General features: G+C 71.6%; 17 protein-coding genes. 12 read left to right on the top strand and 5 right to left on the bottom strand.

The annotated features are described in order from the left end of the window. Positions 1–263 precede the first annotated feature (263 nt). The 5 genes from D581_RS0126180 to D581_RS0126160 all read left to right on the top strand — a co-directional run bounded on the left by D581_RS0126180 (position 264) and on the right by D581_RS0126160 (position 7760). The gene (locus D581_RS0126180) at positions 264–1451 is read left to right on the top strand and encodes a sensor histidine kinase (protein WP_026290923.1); all 1188 of its coding nucleotides are present in this window, start codon (positions 264–266) and stop codon (positions 1449–1451) included. Positions 1452–1691: 240 nt separating this feature from the next. Then, on the top strand, positions 1692–3065 hold the full coding sequence (locus D581_RS0126175; protein ID WP_018960149.1) for a sensor histidine kinase: 1374 nt from the start codon (positions 1692–1694) through the stop codon (positions 3063–3065). A 517-nt stretch (positions 3066–3582) separates the two neighbouring features. Further along, positions 3583–4242 carry a LuxR C-terminal-related transcriptional regulator gene (locus D581_RS0126170; protein WP_026290922.1) on the top strand — a complete coding sequence of 220 codons (660 nt, stop codon included), beginning with the start codon at positions 3583–3585 and terminating at the stop codon, positions 4240–4242. Positions 4243–4729: 487 nt separating this feature from the next. Next, positions 4730–6694, top strand: coding sequence for a 2-oxoacid:acceptor oxidoreductase subunit alpha (locus tag D581_RS0126165; protein WP_018960147.1), 1965 nt, complete (start codon positions 4730–4732; stop codon positions 6692–6694). After that, complete coding sequence (locus tag D581_RS0126160; protein WP_018960146.1) at positions 6687–7760, top strand: 2-oxoacid:ferredoxin oxidoreductase subunit beta; 1074 nt, start codon at positions 6687–6689, stop codon at positions 7758–7760. The genes D581_RS0126165 and D581_RS0126160 overlap by 8 nt, the downstream gene beginning before the upstream one ends. Positions 7761–7817: 57 nt before the next feature. Here D581_RS0126160 and D581_RS0126155 read toward each other — a convergent pair whose 3' ends face one another. Next, complete coding sequence (locus D581_RS0126155; RefSeq protein ID WP_018960145.1) at positions 7818–8153, bottom strand: winged helix-turn-helix transcriptional regulator; 336 nt, start codon at positions 8151–8153, stop codon at positions 7818–7820. A gap of 261 nt (positions 8154–8414) precedes the next feature. Between D581_RS0126155 and D581_RS0126150 the strand changes: the two genes are divergently transcribed. From D581_RS0126150 to D581_RS0126130, 5 genes are all read left to right on the top strand, one after another. After that, positions 8415–9275 (top strand): NmrA family NAD(P)-binding protein, encoded by an 861-nt coding sequence (locus D581_RS0126150; protein WP_018960144.1) that lies wholly within the window; start codon positions 8415–8417, stop codon positions 9273–9275. Positions 9276–9425: 150 nt separating this feature from the next. Next, positions 9426–10463 carry an EamA family transporter RarD gene (rarD, locus tag D581_RS0126145; RefSeq protein WP_018960143.1) on the top strand — a complete coding sequence of 346 codons (1038 nt, stop codon included), beginning with the start codon at positions 9426–9428 and terminating at the stop codon, positions 10461–10463. A 65-nt stretch (positions 10464–10528) separates the two neighbouring features. Then, on the top strand, positions 10529–12229 hold the full coding sequence (locus D581_RS0126140) for an FAD-dependent monooxygenase (RefSeq protein ID WP_018960142.1): 1701 nt from the start codon (positions 10529–10531) through the stop codon (positions 12227–12229). Positions 12230–12248: 19 nt separating this feature from the next. Beyond that, the gene (locus D581_RS0126135) at positions 12249–12779 is read left to right on the top strand and encodes a hypothetical protein (protein ID WP_032753081.1); all 531 of its coding nucleotides are present in this window, start codon (positions 12249–12251) and stop codon (positions 12777–12779) included. 71 nt (positions 12780–12850) lie between these two features. After that, positions 12851–13210, top strand: a complete 360-nt coding sequence (locus tag D581_RS0126130) for a hypothetical protein (protein ID WP_018960140.1) — start codon at positions 12851–12853, stop codon at positions 13208–13210. 265 nt (positions 13211–13475) lie between these two features. Here the strand turns inward: D581_RS0126130 and D581_RS0126125 are convergent, their stop codons facing one another. Further along, on the bottom strand, positions 13476–13814 hold the full coding sequence (locus tag D581_RS0126125; RefSeq protein ID WP_018960139.1) for a MerR family transcriptional regulator: 339 nt from the start codon (positions 13812–13814) through the stop codon (positions 13476–13478). A gap of 617 nt (positions 13815–14431) precedes the next feature. After that, positions 14432–15055 carry an ABATE domain-containing protein gene (locus D581_RS0126120; RefSeq protein ID WP_018960138.1) on the bottom strand — a complete coding sequence of 208 codons (624 nt, stop codon included), beginning with the start codon at positions 15053–15055 and terminating at the stop codon, positions 14432–14434. Between the two features lie 127 nt (positions 15056–15182). Here D581_RS0126120 and D581_RS0126115 point away from each other — a divergent pair, with 127 nt between their 5' ends. After that, a complete protein-coding gene (locus D581_RS0126115) occupies positions 15183–15638 on the top strand; it encodes a VOC family protein (protein WP_018960137.1) in 456 nt (151 codons plus the stop codon). Positions 15639–15664: 26 nt separating this feature from the next. On the opposite strand, the gene D581_RS0126110 is transcribed toward D581_RS0126115, so the two are convergent. Continuing rightward, entirely contained in the window at positions 15665–16774 is a 1110-nt protein-coding gene (locus D581_RS0126110) for a hypothetical protein (protein ID WP_018960136.1), read from the bottom strand. A gap of 188 nt (positions 16775–16962) precedes the next feature. Between D581_RS0126110 and D581_RS1000000141715 the strand changes: the two genes are divergently transcribed. Then, on the top strand, positions 16963–17100 hold the full coding sequence (locus D581_RS1000000141715; RefSeq protein ID WP_018960135.1) for a hypothetical protein: 138 nt from the start codon (positions 16963–16965) through the stop codon (positions 17098–17100). Here D581_RS1000000141715 and D581_RS0126100 read toward each other — a convergent pair. Then, positions 17097–17528, bottom strand: a complete 432-nt coding sequence (locus tag D581_RS0126100) for a hypothetical protein (protein WP_018960134.1) — start codon at positions 17526–17528, stop codon at positions 17097–17099. The genes D581_RS1000000141715 and D581_RS0126100 overlap by 4 nt on opposite strands. Between the last annotated feature and the right edge of the window lie 146 nt (positions 17529–17674).

The raw sequence follows: 17674 nt of genomic DNA, 5'->3' as shown, positions 1-17674 counted from the left end.
GCCCCCCGGATACCCCAGCCGCGCTGGTCATGCCCACCGCGTCCGCCACGCCGGTCACGTCCGTAACGTCGGTCACGTCCGCCCCTCGTTCCCTCGTCGTCCGCATCTGTCCCGTGTACCTGTTCTGTTCTGTACGCACGGGAGTCTAGGGCCTGATAAACGGAGCGTAAGCAGCCGCGTCGGGCATCAGGTGGGGTTATCCCTACTTCACCCCACCCATGAGCCCCATGGTGTGCGCGGGTGCGGCCCGGCAGGCTGTGTGTATGACCATGAGCCCTTCCGTGCCGGATCCCGACCGGCTGCCGCCCGCCCGCTTCGCCCTCGACCGGTGGACCTGGCGGGAGGTCGCGTATCTGCTCGCCAATCTGCCGTTGGCCGTCGTCGGGTTCGTCTACACGGTGGTCGTGATCGCTGTCGGCGCCGGGCTCTCCGTCACCGTGATCGGGCTGCCACTGCTGGCCGGCGGGCTCCAGGGGGCGCGCCTGCTGGGCCGGATGGAGCGGTGGCGGGCGCGGCGGATGCTCGGCGTACGGGTCGAGGAGCCGAGTCCGCTGGCGCGCGGCCACCAGGGGCAGGGATTCTTCGTCCGGCTGTGGGCGGGGCTCAAGGACCCGGTGGGCTGGCGGGCGTTGTTGTACGGGTTCATCCGACTGCCCTGGGGGGTGCTGACCTTCGCGGTGACACTGGCGAGCCTGTTCGTCCTGTGGCCGGTGCTGCCGTTCATCACGCGGGGGTTGACGACGGTGGACCGGGCGATGGCACGCGGGCTGCTGTCGCCCTCGGACGAGCTGGAGCGGCGCATCGCCGAGCTGGAGTCGGACCGGGGCGTGGTCGTGGACACCGCCGCCGCCGACCTCCGCCGCATCGAGCGCGACCTGCACGACGGCGCCCAGGCCCGCCTGGTCGCCCTCGCCATGGGGCTCGGGCTGGCGAAGGAGAAGCTCACCGACGACCCCGAGGCCGCGGCCCGCATGGTCGACGAGGCCCACGGCGAGATCAAGGTCGCCCTCCAGGAGCTGCGCGACCTGGCTCGCGGGATCCACCCCGCCGTCCTCACCGACCGGGGCCTGGACGCCGCGCTCTCCGCCATCGCTTCCCGGTGCACGGTTCCGGTCAAGGTGTCGGTGGGGCTACGGGGGCGGCCGGCGGAGGCGATCGAGGGCATCGCGTATTTCACCGTCTCGGAGCTGCTGCAGAACGTCAGCAAGCACAGCGGTGCGCGGTCGGCCACCGTCGACGTGTGGCGTTCGGCGGACCGGCTGATGCTCCAGGTCACGGACGACGGCGGTGGCGGGGCCCGGATGGGCGGCGGTACGGGTCTCGCGGGGCTCGCCGAGCGGCTCGACGCCGTCGACGGGGTGTTCGTCCTGGACTCGCCGGAGGGCGGGCCGACGACCGTCACCGCCGAGCTGCCCTGGCGCGACCGGGCCGCAGCGCGGCCGGCCGCCTGACAGCCCGGCCGCTCGGGGTTTTCCCCACTCCCGGGCGGCCGGGGGTGGGGAAAACCCCCGGGTGGATACGGAGAGGGACCTCATGGCGGGGAAGGCCGCCGGCCAGGACCCTTGAGGGAGAACGGTCCGGGGTGACGGGCCGCCTCCGGCACCATCACGGCGCAGGCCCCACGGACAAGCGCGCCGCCCCACGCACAGCCCACTGAGAGACTTCAGACAGAGACGGAACGGACGGGACTCATGGCCACGGCATACGGACCGGACACGCGGGACCGGCAGCATCAGGGTTCCGGCCCCGGCTTCGGGGCGAAGACCCCACCGAAGTCCCCGGCGAAGCTTTTCCTCCCGGCGCCGCTGCGTGCGCCGCTGGAGGCCCGTGCCTGGCGCGAGCTGCTCTACGCGCTGCTGAGCTTCCCGCTCGCCACGACCGCGTTCGTCTTCGCGGTCACCATGACGTCGCTGAGCGCGGGCCTGCTGGTCACCTTCATCGGGATACCGGTCCTCGCCGCCGGTCTCGCCGTCTGCCGGGGCTTCGGTGCACTGGAGCGGCACCGGGCGCGCGGGCTGCTGCGGGTGGAGGTCGCGGATCCGGAACGGGTGCGGGGGAAGACCGGTGGCCCGTTGTCCTGGATGGGCGCGGTCCTCAAGAGCGGGGTGTCCTGGCGGCACCTGCTGTACACGCTGCTCCACTTCCCGTGGGCGACGTTCACCTTCGTCGTCGCGATCACGTTCTGGACCTACGGCCTGGCGGCGCTGACGTACCCGCTGTGGTTCTGGCTCTTCCCGGTGTTCGGGGGGCAGGACGGTCTCCAGCTGTACGGGGACCGCACCCACCAGGAGTATCTGGACTCGCCGGGCGAGCTGGCGGTGACCGGGGCGGTGGGGCTGGCGCTCGTACTGGCCGCGCCGTGGATCGTGCGGGGGCTGCTGTCGGTGGACCGGCTGATGGTCACCGGCCTGCTGGGGCCGTCCCGGCTGGCCACCCGGGTGTCCGAGCTGGAGTCGGACCGGGGCGTGGTCGTGGACACCGCCGCCGCAGACCTCCGCCGCATCGAGCGGGACCTGCACGACGGCGCCCAGGCCCGCCTGGTCGCCCTCGCCATGGATCTGGGTCTGGCGAAGGAGAAGCTCACCGACGACCCCGAGGCCGCGGCCCGCATGGTCGACGAGGCCCACGGCGAGGTGAAGGTGGCCCTTCAGGAGCTGCGCGATCTGGCCCGGGGGATCCACCCCGCCGTCCTCACCGACCGGGGCCTGGACGCCGCCCTCTCCGCGATAGCCTCGCGCTGCACCGTGCCCGTGACGGTCGAGGTGGACCTGGACTCGCGGCCCGCGCAGGCGATCGAGGGCATCGCGTACTTCACCGTCTCCGAGCTGCTCCAGAACATCAGCAAGCACGCCCGTGCGACCCGGGCCACGGTCGACGTGTGGCGGGCGGCCGACCGGCTGATGCTCCAGGTCACCGACAACGGCCGGGGCGGGGCGTCACCGGCCTCGGGCGGCGGTCTGGCGGGGCTGACGGAGCGGCTGGACGCCGTGGACGGGGTCCTCGTGGTCGACTCCCCGGCCGGCGGCCCGACGACGGTCACGGCCGAGCTGCCCTGGCGCGGCTGACCCCGAGCGCGGCGTCTCGCGCCTCTCCCCCGGTCTCCCGCACCACTCCCTACTCCTCCCCGCTCCTCCCCGCTCCTCCCGACCCCTCCCCGCTCCTCCCTGCTCCGCCACCTCCCTGCCCCTCCTTGCTCCGCCACCACGGGCCCCCTCGCCTCCCCCCTCGCCCCCTCCCCGCGGGCGTACGCCCCGTCGCCCAGCCTCCCGGTCCGGCGACGGGGCGTACGCCCGCGACCGCCAGGGCTATGACCTTGATCGCCAGGCACGCACAGCCGGGACCGCCCGAGGCATGCGGCCGTCCGTGCCCAGGAGGGCGTGCGGGGCCGTGCCCAGGGCGTGCGGGGCCGTGCTGCTGGTCCTCCGGTTATCCACAGGGGCCCCATCCGTGTCCGGGTCCTGGGATGCTTGTGCGGTCGGGGCGCGGTGCGCGGTGGTCGGGCGTGGTCGTGCGGGGTCGCGGGGAGCGCGGCATATTCGGAACAGTGGGGGACTCGCAGTCGTGGAGAACGTGGAGAACAGGGTGCGCGTGGTCATCGCCGAGGATTCGGTCCTGCTCCGGGAGGGGCTCACCCGTCTGCTCACCGATCTCGGGCACGACGTGGTGGCGGGGGTCGGGGATGCGGAGGCGCTGCTCAAGACCGTGGCGGACCTCGACGCTCAGCGGGCGCTGCCCGATGTGGTGGTCGCCGATGTCCGGATGCCGCCGACGCACACCGATGAGGGCGTGCGCGCGGCGGTGCGGCTGCGGAAGGATTACCCGGACATCGGGGTGCTGGTCCTCTCCCAGTACGTGGAGGAGCAGTACGCCACCGAGCTGCTGGCGGGCAGCAGCCGCGGGGTGGGGTATCTGCTGAAGGACCGGGTGGCCGAGGTCCGCGAGTTCGTGGACGCCGTCGTCCGGGTGGCGCAGGGCGGGACGGCACTGGACCCGGAAGTGGTGGCGCAGCTGCTGGGCCGCAGCCGCAAGCAGGACGTGCTGGCCGGGCTGACGCCGCGCGAGCGGGAGGTCCTGGGGCTGATGGCCGAGGGCCGGACGAACTCCGCGGTCGCCCGCCAGCTCGTGGTGAGCGACGGGGCGGTCGAGAAGCACGTCAGCAACATCTTCCAGAAGCTGGGGCTCTCGCCCAGCGACGGAGACCACCGGCGCGTCCTCGCTGTGCTGACCTACCTGAATTCCTAGACATCTGACACCCTCGTGACACCCCAAATACCTGACGCCCTGTCAGGTATTGCCGGACAGAACGCGAGCCGCAGGCAGCCTCACACCGGCCGATACTCCGAGGCTCCTCCCGGGGCGCGCCCGGAGCGCCCCGGGAGCACCCCGAGAGCGCCCCGGGCGCATTGCGGGCATCACGCGGGTCCGAGGGTGTCCGGTGGGTGCCGGGCGGGCACCTCTGATCAAGAAGGGGTCGACGGGGGCCCGAGCGGCCGAGGGGACTCTGGGAGGCAGGAGGGAGGCCTAGGACAAAAGGCCCAGGGAGCGGCCGTCTTCATCTCGCGATCAGGGGGGTTGCAAAACGTGACAAACCTTATTCAAAGGGTGTCTCAAAAGAGCGTCCACCATATGATCGGTCCCTGGGAGGTCACCTACGCGGACGTAGGGTGGCCTCTGGGATCGCCGGCTGGCCGGACGGTTCCGAACCGCCGCCCAAGGGAGGTCCAGTTCAGTGACGAGCCAGGTCAGTAGCGCGGCAGAGAAGGCCGAAGAGGCCAACGACGCCGTCCTCGGGGGTCAGCGAGCCCCCCTGTCAGGTACGACGGGAACCACGGGCGGCGACGGGAAGGAGATCCGTCGCCTGGACCGGGTGATCATCCGTTTCGCGGGCGACTCGGGTGACGGTATGCAGCTCACGGGTGACCGGTTCACCTCGGAGACCGCTTCCTTCGGCAACGATCTCTCCACGCTGCCGAACTTCCCGGCCGAGATCCGGGCCCCCGCAGGCACCCTGCCGGGGGTTTCTTCGTTCCAGCTGCACTTTGCCGATCATGACATTCTGACCCCGGGCGACGCCCCCAACGTCCTGGTCGCGATGAACCCGGCCGCGTTGAAGGCGAACATCGACGACGTTCCGCGCGGTGCGGAGATCATTGTGAACACCGATGAGTTCACGAAGCGGCCGATGGCGAAGGTGGGGTACGCGACCAATCCGCTGGAGGACGGTTCGCTGGAGGCCTACAACGTTCATCCGGTGCCGTTGACGACGTTGACGCTGGAGGCGTTGAAGGAATTCGGGCTGCCTCGTAAGGAGGCGGAGCGGTCGAAGAACATGTTCGCGCTGGGCCTGCTGTCGTGGATGTATCACCGGCCGACCGAGGGGACGGAGACGTTCCTGCGGCAGAAGTTCGCGAAGAAGCCGCAGATCGCCGAGGCGAACGTGGCGGCCTTCCGGGCGGGGTGGAATTTCGGTGAGACGACCGAGGACTTCGCGGTCTCCTACGAGGTGGCCCCGGCCTCGCAGGCCTTCCCCACCGGCACCTACCGCAACATCTCGGGGAACCTCGCCCTGTCCTACGGGCTGATCGCGGCCGGGCAGCTGGCGGAGCTGCCGTTGTATCTGGGCTCGTATCCGATCACTCCGGCCTCGGACATCCTGCATGAGCTGTCGCGGCACAAGAACTTCGGTGTGCGGACGTTCCAGGCGGAGGACGAGATCGCCGGGATCGGTGCGGCGCTGGGCGCGGCCTTCGGCGGGGCGCTGGGCGTCACGACGACGTCCGGCCCGGGGGTGGCGCTGAAGTCGGAGACGATCGGTCTCGCGGTCTCCCTGGAGCTGCCGCTGCTGATCGTCGACATCCAGCGGGGCGGGCCGTCGACCGGGCTGCCGACCAAGACCGAGCAGGCCGATCTGTTGCAGGCGATGTTCGGCAGGAACGGTGAGGCCCCGGTTCCGATCGTGGCTCCGCGGACTCCGGCCGACTGCTTCGACGCCGCGATCGAAGCGGCCCGGATCGCCCTGGTCTACCGCACCCCGGTCTTCCTGCTCTCCGACGGCTATCTCGCCAACGGCTCCGAGCCGTGGCGGATCCCGGAGACGTCGGCCCTGCCCGATCTGAAGACCCCCTTCGCCACCGGACCGAACCACACGCTGGCGGACGGGACGGAGGTGTTCTGGCCCTACAAGCGCGACCCCGGGACCCTGGCCCGTCCGTGGGCGGTCCCCGGGACGGCCGGCCTGGAGCACCGTATCGGCGGGATCGAGAAGCAGGACGGCACGGGCAACATCTCCTACGACCCGGCCAACCACGACTTCATGGTCCGCACCCGCCAGGCCAGGATCGACGGCATCGAGGTCCCCGACCTCCAGGTCGACGACCCCGCCGGGGCCCGCACCCTGGTGCTCGGCTGGGGATCGACGTACGGGCCGATCACCGCGGCGGTGCGTCGGCTGCGGGCCGCGGGGGAACCCATCGCCCAGGCCCACCTCCGCCATCTCAACCCCTTCCCGAAGAACCTCGGCGAGGTGCTGAAGCGCTACGACAAGGTCGTCGTCCCGGAGATGAACCTCGGCCAGCTCGCCATGCTGCTCAGGGCGAAGTATCTGGTGGACGCCCACAGTTACAACCAGGTCAACGGAATGCCGTTCAAGGCCGAGCAGCTCGCCACGGCCCTCAAGGAGGCCATCGATGCCTGACACCGAGGAACTGCACCACAACGACCTGCTGCAGCTGGTGCCCAAGGCCGAGGCGAAGCAGTCCATGAAGGACTTCAAGTCCGACCAGGAGGTCCGCTGGTGCCCCGGCTGCGGCGACTACGCGGTGCTCGCCGCCGTCCAGGGGTTCATGCCGGAGCTGGGCCTCGCGAAGGAGAACATCACCTTCGTCTCCGGCATCGGCTGCTCCTCCCGCTTCCCGTACTACATGAACACCTACGGGATGCACTCCATCCACGGCCGCGCCCCCTCCATCGCCACCGGGCTCGCCACCTCCCGCCGCGACCTGTCGGTCTGGGTCGTCACCGGTGACGGCGACGCCCTCTCCATCGGCGGCAACCACCTCATCCACGCCCTGCGCCGCAACGTCAACCTCAAGATCCTGCTCTTCAACAACCGGATCTACGGGCTCACGAAGGGCCAGTACAGCCCCACCTCCGAGCTCGGCAAGATCACCAAATCGACGCCGATGGGGTCGCTCGACGCACCGTTCAACCCGGTGTCCCTCGCCCTCGGCGCGGAGGCGACGTTCGTGGCGCGCACGGTCGACTCCGACCGCAAGCACCTCACCAGCGTGCTGCGCGCGGCCGCGGAGCACTCGGGCACGGCGCTGGTGGAGATCTACCAGAACTGCAACATCTTCAACGACGGCGCTTTCGAGGTCCTCAAGGACAAGGAACAGGCCGCCGAGGCCGTCATCCGCCTCGAACACGGTCAGCCGATCCTCTTCGGCTCCCAGGAGCCCAAGGGCGTCGTGCGCGATCCGGCCACCGGCGATCTGAAGGTGGTGGCCGTCACGGAGGAGAACCGCTCCCAGGTCCTCGTCCACGACGCCCACGCAAAATCGCCGACGACAGCGTTCGCGCTGTCCCGGATCGCCGACGCGGACACCCTGCACCACACCCCCATCGGGGTGCTGCGCAGCGTGGAGCGGCCCGTCTACGACACGCTGATGTCCGACCAGCTCGACGCCGCCGTCGAGCAGAACGGCAAGGGCGACCTCGGCTCGCTCCTCGCCGGCAACGACACCTGGACCGTCGTCGGCTGAGGCCGGGCGAGGACCGTACGCGTACCGCCCGGGGCCCGGGCCCGATCCCCCACGGGGTCAGGCCCGGGCCCCGTCGTATGCCTCGCGTGCCGCCTCCACCGCGCCCACCTGGCGTTCGGTCCAGCGGGCGAGCGCCCAGACCTGCTCGGCGGCCTCGATGCCGAGCGGGGTGAGCGTGTAGTCGACCCGCGGCGGGATCACCGGCTTCGCGTCCCGGTGCACGAAGCCGTCGCGCTCCAGCGTCCGGAGGGTCTGGGCCAGCATCTTCTCGCTGACCCCGCCCACCGTGCGGCGCAGTTCACTGAAGCGGTACGAACGCTCCAGCAGCGCCGCCAGCACGAGGACGCCCCAGCGGCTCGTGACGTGTTCCAGGATCAGCCGGGACGGGCACATGGGCTGGTTGACGTCCCAGGCCAGGAGAGAGGGCAGGGCCGCCGCGCCACGGCCTTTACCCGGAGGACCCGGAGGACCTGGACGCCCCGAACGCCCCGGACGCCCCGGATGTGGAATCTCCGCACTCTCTGTCATGCCGGTACCTTACTTCAAAGTGGGTACTTTCTTACAGTTAGCGCTACCCGTAGGGTCGTAACCGAAGCGCGGAAACGGACCGAACCACCGAAACCGCATCGTCGAACCACCGAATCGGAGACCCTCATGAGCATCGTTGTCACCGGAGCCACTGGCGCGCTCGGCCGCCTCGTCGTCGACGCCCTGCTGGCCGAGGTCCCGGCCGGCGAGGTCGTCGCGGTCGTGCGCGACAAGGAGAAGGCCGCCGCGCTCGCCGCCCGGGGCGTGGAGCTGCGCATCGCGGACTACGACCGCCCCGAGTCCCTCGCCGGAGTCTTCCGGTCCGGCGACCGGGTACTGCTGATCTCCGGCAGCGAGGTGGGCAAGCGGGTGCCGCAGCACGCCGCGGTCGTCGACGCGGCGAAGGCGGCGGGCGTCGCCCAGCTCGCCTACACCGGCGTGCTCGGCGGGCCGGACGCGGACTTCACACTGGCCGACGAGCACAAGGCCACCGAGCAGCTGATCCTCGACTCCGGGCTGCCGTACACGTTCCTGCGCAACGGCTGGTACACCGAGAACTACACCGCCAACCTGGCCCCGGTCCTGGAGCACCGCGCGGTGCTCGCCAACGCGGGCGAGGGCCGTGTCGCCTCCGCCTCCCGGGCCGACTACGCCGCCGCGGCGGCCGCCGTGCTGACCGGCGACGGCCACCTGAACACCGCCTACGAGCTGAGCGGCGACACCGCCTGGTCGCTCGCCTCGTACGCCGCGCTGCTGTCCGAGCTGACCGGCGAGGAGATCACGTACGAGAACATGCCGGCCGCCGCGCACCAGGAGGTCCTGGTCGGCGCCGGACTGCCCGAGGCCTTCGCCGCGATCCTCGTGGACGTGGACGAGGCGATCGGACGGGGGCGGCTCGCGGGGACGAGCGGCGACCTCGCCCGGCTCATCGGCCGCCCGACGACGCCCCTCGCCGAGACCGTGCGCGCCGCCCTGCCCGCCGCCTGAGCTCCGACGTGCCCCCGCGCCACCCGCCCCACCTCGTCACACAGGGCCCTGTCATGAGTGTTTCCGTGAGACGGCTATGACACGAAGCTCTCCCGGCGCTACCGTCGTGCCGTCGGCGGATCCGCCGACGCGGCCGGGCCGGGAGGGCACGTGGAGGGGAAGAACGAACAGCGGGCAGGCCTGCTGTACGGAATCGGCGCGTACGGGATGTGGGGCCTGGTCCCGCTGTTCTGGCCGCTGCTCAAGCCGTCCGGGGCGATCGAGATCCTCGCGCACCGGATGGTCTGGTCGCTCGGCGTCGTCGCCGTCGCCCTGCTGGTCGTACGCCGCTGGGCCTGGATCGGCGAACTGGTCCGCGACCGGCGCAAGCTGGGCCTGATATCGGTCGCCGCGGCGACCATCACCGTCAACTGGGGTCTCTACATCTGGGCCGTGAACAACGGCCAGGTCGTCGAGGCCTCGCTCGGCTACTTCATCAATCCACTGGTCACCATCGCCATGGGCGTCCTGCTGCTGGGCGAACGGCTGCGGCCGGTCCAGTGGGCCGCGGTCGCCACAGGGCTGGTCGCCGTCCTCGTCCTGGCGATCGGTTACGGCAAGCCGCCCTGGGTCTCGCTGGTGCTGGCGTTCTCGTTCGCCACGTACGGCCTGGTGAAGAAGAAGGTCAACATGGGCGGCCTGGAGTCGCTGGCCGCCGAGACCGCCGTGCTCTTCGTGCCCGCGCTCGGCTTCCTGCTCTGGCTCGCCGCCACCGGCGGGTCGACGTTCACGACCGGGGGCGCGGGGCACGGGTTCCTGCTCGCCGCGACGGGCATCGTCACGGCGGTGCCGCTGATCTGCTTCGGTGCGGCGGCGGTCCGGGTGCCGCTGTCCACGCTGGGGCTGCTCCAGTACCTGGCCCCGGTCTTCCAGTTCGGGCTGGGCGTCCTGTACTTCAACGAGTCGATGCCGCCCGAGCGGTGGGCCGGGTTCGCCCTGGTCTGGCTGGCCCTGTCGCTGCTGACCTGGGACGCGCTGCGGACCGCCCGACGCAACCGGGCGCTCGCCCTGAAGCTGCTGGCGACGGCGGCCGCCGCACCCGCCACCATGCCCCCGGACCCCGCGACCACGGCCCAGGACCCCGTGGCCCCGCCCCCGGACGCCACGCCCACACCGCAGGGCAGCCCCACCCAACAAAAGGTTACCTAGTTGCTTTTCTTACTCGGTTACGTTTTCCTGTCCTGGGTAGACCGGAGCGTGACCGAAGGAGAAGCATGGGCATGACCGACGTACTCATCGTGGGAGCGGGACCCACCGGGCTGGTGCTGGCCTGCGACCTGGCCCGGCGCGGCGCGGCCGTACGGATCGTGGACCGGTCCCCCGCCCCGCCGCGCACCTCGCGCGCCAAGGGCCCCAACCCCCGGTCGCTGGAGATCCTGGACGATCTGGGAGTGGTCGAGGAGGTGCTCGCCGCCGGTTCGGCCCCGCTGCCGATGCTCAAGTACCGCGACCGTCTCCCGGTGGCGGAGGCCGATCCGTGGGCGGACTCCGCGCCGTCGCCCGACGCGCCCTACGACCGGGGGTGGCTGATCGCCCAGTGGCGGCTGGAGGGAATCCTCCGCGACCGGCTGGCCGGGTACGGCGTCCGCGTCGAGCCGGGCCGCGAGGTCGTGGGGCTGACGCAGGCACGTCACGATGACGGCCGTGGCGACGAGGGCGACGGGGACGGCAGGGGCGACAGGGGCGACGGGGGCCATGTCGACGTCACGTACGCCGATGGGCCGGCCGGGCGGGCCCGCTACGTCGTCGGCTGCGACGGCGCCCACAGCTCCGTACGGAAGCTGCTCGGGATCGGGTTCGAGGGGACCACCGACGAGGACCAGGTGATGGTCTGCGGCGATGTCGACCTGGCCGAGAGCGCCCTGGACCGCACCCGCTGGCACCAGTGGTTCGACGAGGACGGCGCGGTGATGCTCTGCCCGATCCCCGGCACGCGGACGGGCTGGTGGTTCCAGGCCGGGCCGGAGCGGGACGGCCTGGGAGAGCCGCTCGCGCCCACCGCCGACGGGTTCAGGCGGCTGCTCGCCCACCACACCGCCCTGCCCGGCCCGGCCCTGACGCGGGCGGAGCTGCTGTCGACGTACCGGGTCAACGTACGGATGGCGGACCGGTTCCGCGCCGGGCGGGTCCTCCTCGCGGGCGACGCGGCGCACGTGCACGCCATCGCGGGCGGCCTCGGGATGAACACCGGCATCCAGGACGCGTTCAACCTGGGCTGGAAGCTGGGGCTGGTGCTCGCCGGTCACGCGGACGCTCAGCTGCTGGACACCTACGAGGAGGAGCGGCTCCCGGTGGCCGCCCGCACCCTGGACCTCACATCGGAACGGCTGCGGGCCACGCTGGAGGCGATCCGTCGCCCCGGCGGCGGCCTGGACGCGGCGATCACCCCCGACACCACCGGCCTGGACGTCGGCTACCGCTGGAGCTCGCTGGCCGCCGGGGGCCGGGAGCCGGAGGCCGGGACGCCCGGCCCGCGCGCCGGGGACCGCGCCCCGGACGCCCCCTGTGCCGACGCCACGACCGGGGTACGGACCCGGCTGCACCGCGTCTTCGCGGGCCCCCGCACCACGGTCCTCGGTTTCGGCCCCAGGAGCGCGGCGGTCCTGCGCGGGACGGCGGACGCGTACGGCGACGCCGAGGTGCGGGTCTGCCGGGTGTACGCGGCGCACGAGGACCGGGCGGGGGCGGAGCCGGGAGCGGTGGTCGACGACGCGGGCCACGCGGCCGCCGCGTACGGACCGGAAGCCTCCGGTCGTACCGGCACGGGCACCGTCGTGGTCGTCCGCCCCGACCACCACGTGGGCCTGGTCGCCCCGGCGGACGACGCCCGCTCCGTACGGGAGTATCTGCGTCGGCTCCACGGAACGGGCCGGTCCGCGGAACGGTTCCCCGGCATGGTGGACGCCGTGCGGTAAAGGCTGATTGAGTGCCCGGATGGGGACTGTCCTGGGGGCCATGAGGAACGTGCGGTGGCACGAGCTGCAACACGCGTACGGCTCCGCGTCCCAGGTTCCCGGGGTGCTGTCGCGGATCGCCTGGGGTGACGCGCCCACCTCGGACGAGGCGCTGAGCGATCTGGAGCGCTGGATCGGCACCCCGCCCGTCTTCGACTCGACGGCGGCGGCGGTGCCGTTCCTCTGGGAGCTGGCGGCGACGGACACGGTCAGGGACCGGGCGGGCGTCCTGGAGCTGCTCGCCACGATCCTGGCGGCCGGGAACCCCGAGCACCCCGCATGGACCCGCGCCGCGCACGACGCGGTGGCGGCGGGCCGCTCCACGGCCGCCCTGCTGGGCTCCGCGCCCAGCCCGCCCGGCGCGCCCAGCCCGCCCGGCGTGCCCGACGCCGGGGGCTCTTCCCCGGCGCGGACCGTGCGCGCGGCTGCCGCCCGCCTGCTGGCCGCGATCGACCGGCACACCTGCCCCGCCTGCGCCGGTCTCCCTCCGCGCGAGGCCCGGGTGCGCTGACCCGTCACTGTCGAAGCCGGTGAGGGCACACCTCTCGAACCGGCCGGACGGCGTTGCATAGAATTGGCCCCATGTCGAAGCCTGACGAACTGCTGGTTGATATCGCTGCCCTGGTGGAGTCCGGGCACAGCAATCAGATGACTCTGACCGTGGTCGCCGGTGGTGCTGTCATCACGGGGCGGCTGGCTCCTGAAGCGGTCTGGAGGCAGCGGGTGTCGGAGGTCCTGGCCGACTCGGCCCGCCTGAGCGAATTTTCCGCCGTCTTCACCGCCCCGACGCCCATGGAGAAGGCGCCCACGCATCTGCACTTCCATGTGGCGCGGATCCTGCAGGGAACGGTGGGCATCCCGGACACGGGCGGGATGTACCGCGTGGCGATCGAGGACGTCAGCGCCTGGACCATGGGCGACTTCAGCTACTCCGACCACTAGCCGGAGAACACACCGCTGCGCGCCGAGGAAGCTCTGCCTCGCGGTGAGGGCCCGACCGGCGGCCTGCTCGTCGTTTCGGGCGACACGGTGCCGACCGAGGCCCGGCGGGCCGGGTTCCTGAGGGAGCCGGCCCGCCGGTACCTCTCGGGCGGCAGGCCGGTACCGGTCCACGCCTCCTGCGGCCCGCCCCGCCACTGACCAGGGCAGGGCCTGGCAGGGCAGGGCTGGGCAGGGCTGGCACGGGCTGGGCAGGGGCGACGCCGCCTCAGCCTGCGCTCGTCGGGTTCTCCGATGTGGCGGCCTTGCGGTATTCGGCGTTGATGCGCTGGGCTTCTTCGAGCTGGTCCTCAAGGATGACGATGCGGCAGGCGGCCTCGATGGGGGTGCCCTGGTCGACAAGCTCCCGGGCGCGTGCGGCAATGCGCAGCTGGTAGCGGGAGTAGCGGCGGTGCCCGCCCTCGGAGCGCAGCGGGGTGATGAGGCGGGCTTCTCCGATGGCTCGGAGAAAGCCCTGCGTGGTACCGAGCATCTCGGCGGCCCGGCCCATCGTGTAGGCGGGGAAGTCGTCGTCATCGAGACGTCCGAACGAGTCGCCTGCTGTCATTTGCACCTCTCTGTGGAACGCGTGGAGGGGCCCGAGTGCCGTACGGCACTCGGGCCCCGAAGGAACTGCTAACACCATCCGCCGGCCCTGATCACTGCGCCGGCCTTCTGTTTCCGCTGACCCGGTCCGAAAGTCGCCGGGGTCGCGGGGATCGCGGTTGCTTGACCGGAGACCACCTCACTATCGATGTCCTGCGGTACCCGGGCTCATCACTCCGCCCGGGCGATCCCGATGGCGCCTCGCCCCTCCGTTCTTCCTCTGGAATGCATCACTTGCCCACTGCTGGTACTGCTCCCGCGAGAATCGCGGTACTGCCGGCGGCGGCCCCTGATCACTGCGGGCCACCCGGTGCGGTCGCCAGTCCCGTCGCCGTCCTGCAACAACCCTGGCTTCGAAACTCCGCCACCGCACCGTCCTTCGAACGGCAACTGCTGTACTGCTGCCCGGCAGTTCGTCTCTGCCGAGCCCTGCTGTCTCTGTGGGCTACAAGAGAAACCATAACCACGGCACCGCCCAATGTCTACTCTGGCGACCATAGATTTTCGTGTCTCATGCACAGAGACAGTCGACTGCCCAGAGAGAGTGGGCATCGCCCCCGGGTGGACGCGGTGCGCTCTTCACCCGTCGGCGGCGGTGGCGAGCCGGGCGCGGTGGGCCCTGACCTTGTGACGGTTGCCGCAGCGCTCCATGGAGCACCAGCGGCGCCTGCCGGGCCGGGAGGTATCGACGAACAGCAGGCGGCAGCCGTGCGCACCGCACGGACGGATCCGGTGGGCGAACGCCCCGGTGAACAGCTCGACCGCGTCGCGGGCGACGGTGGACAGCAACCCGGTCCCGGCGCCCCCGGGAGCCCACTCGCGGTTCCCGCCCGGGGTGAGCCGGGCCGCCAGGGGCGGGTGCGCCGCCGCGCCGTTGAGGGTGGCGAGGTCGTCCGGGCCGGGCGGCCCTCCGTCCACATGCCTCTCCGCCAGCCGCCACAGCGCATCGCGCAGAGCACGCGCGTCCGCCACCTCCCCCGCGCTCACGACGAGCGTCGGGCCCGAACTCGGCCCCGGGCCGGGCCCGGCGGCCGTACCGAGCCCGTCCGGCAGCCGGCTCTCCTCCGCCCAGCGCACCAGGTCGGCCGGCTCGCGCAGCACCTCGAAGTACGCCAACGCGCCCGGGCCCCCGGTCGGCAGAAGCTCCAGACAGAGCGCGCCCGGATCGAACCGGAACGAACTGCCGTCCGGATGCCGCAGCAACAGCCCAGAAGGCTCCTGCCGCCCCGCCCGCACGGACCGTTGAGGCCCTTCGGGCGGCCCCGGCCGTTCGGACTGTTCCGGCGCGTCCGTTGCCCTTTCACTCATGTAACCACTATAAACGGTTTCCATGACACAGACACTGTCCTGGAAGCTCGTGATCGACAGCGCCGACCCGCACGCACAGGCCGGATTCTGGGCGGCGGCCTTGGGCTATCTCGTCGAGGACAACAGCCCGCTGGTCGAGCGACTGCTCGCCGCCGGAGCCGTACCGGAGGCCATCACGGCCCACGCCCACGGCCGCCGCGCCTGGCGCGACCTAGCGGCGGCCCGGCATCCCGACGACCCGTACGACGAGGTCAGCGGTACGGGGCAGGGGCGGCGGCTGCTGTTCCAGCGGGTACCGGAGCCGAAGACGGTGAAGAACCGGCTCCACATCGATGTGCACTCCGCGCCGGGGCAGCGGGACGCGGAGGAGGAACGGCTGGTGGGGCTGGGTGCGCGGGCGCTGCGCACGTACGAGGAGCAGGGCGGGAGCTGGGTCCTCATGGCGGACCCCGAGGACAACGAGTTCTGCCTCAACTGACCCGGGGCCCGTGTACCGACTGCCCGTCAGCCCTGCCCGCAGCTGCGGCAGGCACCGCGGCGGCGCAGTTGGTACAGGTAGGTGGCAACGCCCAGCGCCGCGCCCCAGACCACCCACAGGATCGCGGGACCGGTGATCCCCCACGAGGCCGACTCGAAGCCACGCACCGCCATCAGGCCACCCGGAACGAGCGCGACCGCGACGAACCCGGCCGGTATGACGGCGGTCGCCGGATGGATCGTCCGGCCCTTCTTCCACCACACCCAGCGCGGCCACACCTCACCCCACCTGGCGACCAGCCCGTGCATCAGCAGGCTGCCCAAGGTCGACACCACTCCCAGCGCGAGTCCTATCTCCAGCATGTGGGGCGTGTCCTGCATCTCCTTCAGGAAATGGTCGGTGATGCCGAGCGGCAGGCCGAAGTACCAGGCGATGCGGGTGATGTCGTACGGGAGGGTCGAGAGCACGGCCAGCCAGACCGCCCGGCGGCCCCACGTGCGCAGCCTGACGGGGTCGGCCCAGGAACCCGGGCCGTGCGGGGCCCGGCCGCAGTACACGCACTGCCCGTTGGTGCGCCGCTGGTACGCGAGTGTCGCGGCGACCCACAGCAGCCCGCCGATGAAGACGATCATCAGGTTCCCGCGGTGCCAGTACAGGATGTCGCCCATGTCCTGCGGCCCGGGCACCCCGGTGAAGACGAACACGAGCAGCACCGGCGAGAACGCCAGCAGGCCGAGCAGCGAGTAGTCGGGTATCAGGAGCGTCAGGGCGATACCGGCCACCCACCCGTAGGCGAGCAGGGCCTTGCGGACCCGGCCGGACCCGAGGTTCTTCAGCATCAGAAGACCGGCGACCACACCGAGGGCGCAGAACACCGCCAGCACCGGGGCGACCGCCTCGGCCCGGCTCGGCTCCAGGATCGATCCGGAGGATCGGTCCTCGTGGACCCGCTCGAAGGGGTAACCGGCCCCGCCGAGCGCCCAGTAGAGCGCCGCCGCCCCGTAGAGCGCCGACCACACGATCGCCAGGTACCCGGACCACTGCGGCCAGCCGGACCACCAGCGTCGGCGGCGGTCCCCGGCGGTCCGCGGGGAGGTCTCCCCGCTGGGCGGCGTTTCGGTGACGGTGTTCGGCATGGTGGCCCCCTGGTCTCCGCTCGCACGCGGAACGGCGTCTGCTGTCGGGAACCAAGGCTTCCGTGCGGGGCGGCCCCGCACATCTGCCGTTCGGCAGATGTCTGCGACGAACCCGGTCGGGGCAACCCCTCTTACCGTAGATGCGTCATACAGGAAGACGACGTACGGCCGAGTGAGAGAAAGACGCGATGGACGAACAGCTGGTGAGAGCGTTCAGGTGGGCTGCTCGCGGTGTGGGCGGCGCCCTCGACTACATCGCCCTGCGCACCGGTGTCGGCACGCTGACCGGCGGCCTGCGGAACGCCTTCGGCCGCAAGCGCCGCTAGGCCCTGTCGTCTCCGTCGCGGTCGCGGCGTACGTCCTCCCGGATGCGCTCCGCCATAAGGTCGGCGAGCGGGTCTCTCACGTCCCAGGAGTGCGCGGCGGGGTGCCGGTCGTACAGCACGCAGGCGTCTCCGTCCTTGACGGACAGGCGGTGGATGGCGGCCGGGCACGGCAGCAGTTCCGCGAAGCGGAACTTCCGGCGCCCGTCGCCATCGGTCCAGAACATCCACAGATCCCGCCCGGCCGGAGCCGAGGCCGACCAGAGCTGGGCCGCGTGCTCGACCCCCTCGTCGTGCTCGCCGAGTTCACAGAGCAGGCAGTCGTCCAGGTCGGGCGCGTCCGACGCCTGGCCGGGGCCGTCCGCCAGGCCCATGAGCGCGACCCGCGCACCCATCTCGGGGAGTTCACTGAAGGCGGTGCACTGCAACATGACGCTCATCCTTGCCGGAGAGAAGAGAGAGGGACAGAGGCACGGGCGGGGGCGGGGGCCAGGGGGCGCATGACGAGCCCGTACCAGGACGCGGTGTCCCGGGCGACGAACTCGTACGGCAGCCCCTCCGCGAGCCGCCCCAGCGC

It is taken from the genome of Streptomyces sp. CNB091 (assembly GCF_000377965.1).
This window is presented reverse-complemented; position numbering and strand designations above follow the sequence as displayed.

Excerpts from the sequence above, each read along its gene's own strand:
- D581_RS0126180 (WP_026290923.1), top strand. The coding sequence starts at position 264 with ATGACCATGAGCCCTTCCGTGCCGGATCCCGACCGGCTGCCGCCCGCC.
- D581_RS0126175 (WP_018960149.1), top strand. The coding sequence starts at position 1,692 with ATGGCCACGGCATACGGACCGGACACGCGGGACCGGCAGCATCAGGGT.
- D581_RS0126160 (WP_018960146.1), top strand. The coding sequence starts at position 6,687 with ATGCCTGACACCGAGGAACTGCACCACAACGACCTGCTGCAGCTGGTG.
- D581_RS0126155 (WP_018960145.1), bottom strand. The coding sequence starts at position 8,153 with ATGTGCCCGTCCCGGCTGATCCTGGAACACGTCACGAGCCGCTGGGGC.
- D581_RS0126150 (WP_018960144.1), top strand. The coding sequence starts at position 8,415 with ATGAGCATCGTTGTCACCGGAGCCACTGGCGCGCTCGGCCGCCTCGTC.
- D581_RS0126140 (WP_018960142.1), top strand. The coding sequence starts at position 10,529 with ATGGGCATGACCGACGTACTCATCGTGGGAGCGGGACCCACCGGGCTG.
- D581_RS0126135 (WP_032753081.1), top strand. The coding sequence starts at position 12,249 with ATGGGGACTGTCCTGGGGGCCATGAGGAACGTGCGGTGGCACGAGCTG.
- D581_RS0126130 (WP_018960140.1), top strand. The coding sequence starts at position 12,851 with ATGTCGAAGCCTGACGAACTGCTGGTTGATATCGCTGCCCTGGTGGAG.
- D581_RS0126125 (WP_018960139.1), bottom strand. The coding sequence starts at position 13,814 with ATGACAGCAGGCGACTCGTTCGGACGTCTCGATGACGACGACTTCCCC.
- D581_RS0126115 (WP_018960137.1), top strand. The coding sequence starts at position 15,183 with ATGACACAGACACTGTCCTGGAAGCTCGTGATCGACAGCGCCGACCCG.
- D581_RS0126110 (WP_018960136.1), bottom strand. The coding sequence starts at position 16,774 with ATGCCGAACACCGTCACCGAAACGCCGCCCAGCGGGGAGACCTCCCCG.
- D581_RS1000000141715 (WP_018960135.1), top strand. The coding sequence starts at position 16,963 with ATGGACGAACAGCTGGTGAGAGCGTTCAGGTGGGCTGCTCGCGGTGTG.
- D581_RS0126100 (WP_018960134.1), bottom strand. The coding sequence starts at position 17,528 with ATGTTGCAGTGCACCGCCTTCAGTGAACTCCCCGAGATGGGTGCGCGG.